General features: G+C 28.2%; 7 protein-coding genes and 1 pseudogene. 6 read left to right on the top strand and 2 right to left on the bottom strand.

Annotated features, from left to right (window positions below; all coding sequences use genetic code 11):
• Together CLTEP_RS15255 and CLTEP_RS15210 are read right to left on the bottom strand one after the other, a co-directional pair.
• Nucleotides 1-141: pseudogene (locus CLTEP_RS15255) on the bottom strand (IS701 family transposase); the annotation flags it as partial.
• Nucleotides 142-362: 221 nt separating this feature from the next.
• Entirely contained in the window at nt 363-668 is a 306-nt protein-coding gene (locus tag CLTEP_RS15210) for a hypothetical protein (protein WP_066827477.1), read from the bottom strand.
• A gap of 158 nt (nt 669-826) precedes the next feature.
• On the opposite strand from CLTEP_RS15210, the gene CLTEP_RS13270 reads away from it, so the two are divergent.
• The 6 genes from CLTEP_RS13270 (at nt 827) to CLTEP_RS13250 (ending at nt 4829) form a co-directional block, all read left to right on the top strand.
• Nucleotides 827-1096, top strand: coding sequence for a sugar transferase (locus CLTEP_RS13270; protein ID WP_066827475.1), 270 nt, complete (start codon nt 827-829; stop codon nt 1094-1096).
• Between the two features lie 73 nt (nt 1097-1169).
• Nucleotides 1170-1337 carry a hypothetical protein gene (locus CLTEP_RS14980; protein WP_161938387.1) on the top strand — a complete coding sequence of 56 codons (168 nt, stop codon included), beginning with the start codon at nt 1170-1172 and terminating at the stop codon, nt 1335-1337.
• 591 nt (nt 1338-1928) lie between these two features.
• Entirely contained in the window at nt 1929-2159 is a 231-nt protein-coding gene (locus CLTEP_RS13265; protein WP_066827473.1) for a hypothetical protein, read from the top strand.
• A 1385-nt stretch (nt 2160-3544) separates the two neighbouring features.
• Nucleotides 3545-3919, top strand: coding sequence for a DUF6262 family protein (locus CLTEP_RS13260; RefSeq protein WP_066827471.1), 375 nt, complete (start codon nt 3545-3547; stop codon nt 3917-3919).
• A 93-nt stretch (nt 3920-4012) separates the two neighbouring features.
• Entirely contained in the window at nt 4013-4492 is a 480-nt protein-coding gene (locus CLTEP_RS13255; protein ID WP_066827469.1) for an NUDIX hydrolase, read from the top strand.
• 142 nt (nt 4493-4634) lie between these two features.
• A complete protein-coding gene (locus CLTEP_RS13250; protein ID WP_066827467.1) occupies nt 4635-4829 on the top strand; it encodes a PIG-L deacetylase family protein in 195 nt (64 codons plus the stop codon).
• Nucleotides 4830-5707: the final 878 nt, after the last annotated feature.

Here is a 5707-nt window from a genome sequence, read left to right as displayed (position 1 = left end):
AGTTATATCCCCACATTGCAGAAGAACACCTACTATTTGATGACCATAAACTTTTTTATTTTTAGTATGAGAATGATGAAAACCACATAATTCAATTGGAGATTTTGCCCGTGACGAAGGTATAGTTTTCTCTGAAATAGTAGCAACAAAAACTGCAGTCCAGTTTTTGTAAGGTGCCTGACCCCTTACAAAGATTGGAAGTGAAACGAACAATCTTTGTAGCTACTTATTACCTTTACTTGCATGATCATTTACATTAGCAAGTAATTCAACTCTTTTACTTCTAAGTCTGCCATAAAATGAGTCATCAACTACTATTGCATTAATACATTCTTCTGAAGTTAATTCTAATAGATGAGTATTTATAATGCTTTCGCTAACTGTATCAAAAAAGTTTGCCAATTTATATACATAGAATTTAAAAATCTGTATACTACATCTTTGCCAAACTTTGGATTATTAGATTCTGTTTGATAACCCATGTGCATGCTTTTTCCAGTATAAACAAGTTGTAATATATAACAAAAAATATCATGAACACATATACCTTTTTCTTTATAGCAATTTGCTTTTTTAAAAGCACTTATCACCTTAAATTGTTTAACAAAATTTAGTATAGATTTAATAAATATGTTTTCATTTTCATTATTTTGTGGTATATTGTTCATATGAGTTATTCCTCCCAAAACTGATATTTTTTGTATTTGTAGTTACTTACATTATATCATTTTTAAGAGGAATTTACCATATTAAAATGCTCAAAATCCTTGTATTTTCAATGGGTTAAGTCGTTTTTTTAATGTGCGAAGTTTGAGTTAAAGGTGATATGAGTATTATAGGTCCAAGACCTATACTTTGGAATCAATTTGATTTAATAGAAGAAAGAGGTAAATATGGAGTTAATGATATATATCAAGGTCTTACTGGATGGACTCAAATAAATAAGAAAGATGAGATTTATGCTAAAGCTAAATTTGATAGTGAATATGTAAATAAAATGGGTATAGCTTTTGATACATTTATTTTTATAAAAAGTATTCAAGTTGTGATTAGCAATAAAGGAATTAGAGAAGGTTATAACAATATGAATATTTAATAGGCGCTAGTATATTTTTGTGGTCACATTAAGTTATCTATTATCAAATAGAATTAGAAAAGGATGTGTACACATGACTAAGAATACTGGAGTAAGATACCCGGATGATTTTAAAACAATGATAGTTGATCGTAATAAATTAGGTGAAACAAGAAATGAGTTTAGCAGCGAATATGGCTTAATACGTGCTACAATAAGAAGTTGGATAAAGTACTACAAGCTTATCCAATCAAAAAATTAGAAATCATATAAGTTAACGATGTACGTTAATTGAGGAAATATTTAGCTAGGATCACGGGAAAAATGAGATGCTAAAAAGGTTATTGTTATATTAGTAAAGAACAAAATTAATAATAAAGTTCATCACTGATAATAAGAATACCTACAGCATAAAAACTACATGTATAGTTCTCGTAATACAAAGAAGTACATGCTATAGGTATCAATTTCAAATTAAATTTTGATTATAAAGTTGGTAAAAGCAGAAGTTTTCCTAAAGCTTTCATTGTATGCAAATGGACCACTTAAGTTTATGAATGACTTTTATATACCATTTGATAATAATTTAGTGGAATGTAATATCTGCATGATAAAGCTTAAGTAGGGACATCATTACATATTTAAGAGTTTGAGAGTAGGATACTATTTTACACGAACACATGGTTATATAGTTACTTCCTCAGTATTATTTATGAATCCTACATTGACTTAATTTTTAATAAAGGATACTCTTAAAATAATATATCTTTTGTGCATGCCTGAAATAAACAAGTAAGCCTACAAGCCACAAAAACACTATAAATTATTATATAAGATTGGAGAGGTATTAAATATGAAACAATTTCTTATAGGACAATTTGGAGAATTTGATGAAATTAAGCAGCATAGAGATTTTAGGAAGGAATTTTATGGAGTAAAGGCATGTTTTATGAAAAATGAAACTGAATTAGATAAGTTAATAACTTGCTCAAAGAAAGACAATTTTAAAATATGTGTTCACTTTCCTTTAAGATCAGGTAAATGGCGATTAAGAGACCCACAATATTTATCTAAAGATGATTAGACAAAGAAACAATCATATAATTATATAGAGGAAGAACTTAGTTATATTAAGAAAATAAATCCACATTATATATTATTTCATTATCCAAAGCCTGTTTTACTTTCAAATGAGGTAAACTGGAGTAACTGGAGATTTACGGACTATACTGAATACTGTTATGAAGAAGAGTATTCCTATGAGGACTTCTTAAGAGCAAGTGAGAAATTTTTTGAGTGGATAAGTACTAAGGGAACAGAATGTAATTTTATACCTGTATTAGAGTTTGATGTTATAAATAAATATATATGTGAAGGAGATGGGATAATAAAGCTTCTACATAAGTATGAGAATATAAGGGTTTGTTTAGATATTGGAAGACTACATTTACAACACATTATAGATAAAAACTTTAACTCATATAATGTAGTAAGAAAGTATATAAGGTATGTTGAAGTTATACGTTTATCTAATGCTAAACTTGAAGAAAATGTACATAAGAGCCACTATCCAGCATTAAGAAGTTTAAAGTGGGAAGAAGGATGGGCAAAGATTGAAGACTATTTTGCAATTATGCAAGTATGGTAAAAATTTTGATTGATGTCTGCATATTTTGGATCCGTAAGAAAAAAGGTACTATTTATTTAGATGGATACTGTTTTATCACATTAGCCATCAATATTTCATTGTTCTTTGCTAATAAAGTAAGGTTTTAAATCATTTCGTTAGGGTACAGGCATATGATAAAGAGAAAACAAAATTTCAATTTGTCTCAAATCTTATAGATATTTTAATGCATTTACTCCAACAATATTAGGTAATTATTTTCTGTGATAGTTGGTATTCAAAATGTGAAGTTCTTGACATGGTGAAAAAGTATTCAAATTTGGAACGTATAGTTGCCATTTGTAGTTATATTGAAATTTATGAACTACAACTTCCACTTACAAGTAAACAATAAAAAACTAAAAATATGGGGATAGAGTCAATCTTAAAGAGTTATGTTTTCAAAAAGTAGCTGAGTACTTTGTATCAACTAAATAAGTACTATAAACTTGTTTGGTACTGAATTAGTTTAAATTATTGTAACTGCTGAAGACATTGAGAACTTCGATTCAGTAAGAATTTTCATAACTACTGTAACTTCAAAGGATATAAGGATGTTTTAAAAACATGAATTAGTTAATGTTTAATATGAGGACGATACTTTTAAATATCTTCTATATTTCATTTTTATTTGTTCAAATAACTCCTTTTATTAATGATAAGTTTTCTTTCTTTGGATGTTAAAGTCTATTTTGTTATTGATTTAGTAGCTTAATTTTTTGCAAAGTGGTGATTGATTAAGAAAATATTGGAAAGTGTTACAGGACAAAATTAGTCTATAAAAATAGTAAATCAAGAGGGGAATGACATATCAAACTAAAGGATTAAAGAAATATGCACAGGAGAAAACAAAAATTATCTTAGAAAAGGTTGATAAAGCTATTAGAAAACTTTCTCTTAACGATGAAAAGATTAATTTTAATAGTATTTCACAAGAAAGTGGAGTGGCGAAGACATTCTTATATAAAAATCAAGAAGTTAGATCAAGAATAGAAGATTTAAGACAAAAGCAAGTAAGTAAGGAAATGAACAAAAGAACTAAATATGATAAAACAAGTAAATCGAAAGATATTATTATAATGGCTAAAGATAAAAAGATTAAAGAACTTGAAGAAGAGAATAAGAAATTGAAGGAACAGTTAGAAATGCTAAGGGGTAAACTGTATGAAAAATTATAGACTACATTGATTATATGTAGTCTGTGTGTAAATGTAATAAAATCAGTCAGTGTAGGGTGAACTACACTAGATATAAGAAGGAGTTGTGATATTATGAATTTTCCAGTACATATTGTTTCTGTATGTGCTTTAATAGAAAACGACCAAGGAAAAATACTTATGGTAAAAAATCCAGTAAGAGGATGGGAAATTCCTGGTGGACAAGTTGAAGTAGGAGAAACTCTAATAGAGGCATTGAAAAGAGAGGTAAAAGAAGAATCAGGAATAGATGTAGAGATTGGCAATTTAATGGCAGTTCACTCTAATATAGGAATGGGGGTTCAATATGACGGAATAAGTTCAATTCCAACAATTGTAAGCTTTGGATTTGCTGCTAAAGCACTTTCAGGTGAATTGACTACAAGTGAAGAAAGTATTGAAGTTTGTTGGTTTGAAAGAAATGAAGTTTTAGACATAATTGGAGAACAGTTCATAAGAGATAGGGTAAAGTGCATGCTCAAATATGATGGAAGAACTATATATGGTGTATTTTCCCGAAATCCTTATATTCTACATGGAATACAATATATTTAACAATATGTGAAACTCTTTAAATTATGACATAATGTATATTACATATTGTAATGACATAATATAGAAGGAATCAAAGGTAATGCCTAAATGAGTATGTGGTATAGATTAGAAAATTAATTTTAAGTTAAGCGAGGTATTTGATATGACGTATTTAATTGTTGTTGCACATCCAGATGATGAGGTTTTAGGTGCAGGCGCTACAATGTACAAACTTGTTCAGAAAGGCCATTTAGTAAATGTTTGTATATTATCAGGTGAAGTTAATGCTAGAAGTAGCAACAAAAACTGCAGTTCAGTTTTTGTAAGGTGCCTGACCCCTTACAAAGATTGGAAGTGAAACGAACAATCTTTGTAGCTAATTTAGATCTACTTCGTGGGGCAAACATTCCTTTATTTAATGACATTGAGAATATTCATAATAGTGACGAGTTTAAGGAATATATGAATTATAGACATATGATTTTCACTCGATAAGGCCAGGAGTTACTGATTTTACAGAAGAAATTCACATTATAAATATGCAGAACCTTTTGTATATAAACACTAATTATTTAGCTAATCTTGTCGAGAAATTCTTTGATGAATTATTAATTGGATAATGAGATTTCATATATGATAATTGACGAATTAATTTATTTTGAGGGAATAAGTGAAGACAAACACAAAATAAAAGTCATTAGCCAACATACTACATATATTCACATTGTTTTCCTTTAATTATTAGAACATTAACTATTGATGATATTATAAATATCACGCATCCGCGGTTTAGTGCTATCCATATTAAAAGTTTTTATTAGGTTAATGAGCTCTAGTTTTGGGTAAAGAAATTAATGATTTTTGGCAATAAGAAATAAAAGAATAAATATCATACAGAGTAATAGATTTTATGAATTTTAAGTCTGTTTGAGCAAAGTTTTCACCAGCAATAGGAATATTATGTAAGTTCATAATATAGTTGAAAAACGTACGTAAGTCTGTATGATATTTTTTTGTACTATCAGCACGGTCTTTAATGACAACAAGGTAACTTAGATATTGTTGAACTATTGGACAAGTTTTATTTGATTGCATAATTAACATCTCAGCAGGATAACCTTATAAAAAATAATATTTGCCATAAATTAAAATTATAGTACAAAGCTTGTTTAGCAAGTAGAAAATCGTGTAATATAAAAATAAAAAAGGAGATTTATTTTTATGGCACGAAAATCA

Source organism: Clostridium tepidiprofundi DSM 19306 (assembly GCF_001594005.1).
In the GTDB taxonomy this organism is placed as follows: domain Bacteria; phylum Bacillota; class Clostridia; order Clostridiales; family Clostridiaceae; genus Clostridium_AC; species Clostridium_AC tepidiprofundi.
The sequence above is the reverse complement of the archived record's forward strand: the minus strand, read 5'-3'. Positions and strand labels throughout refer to the sequence as shown.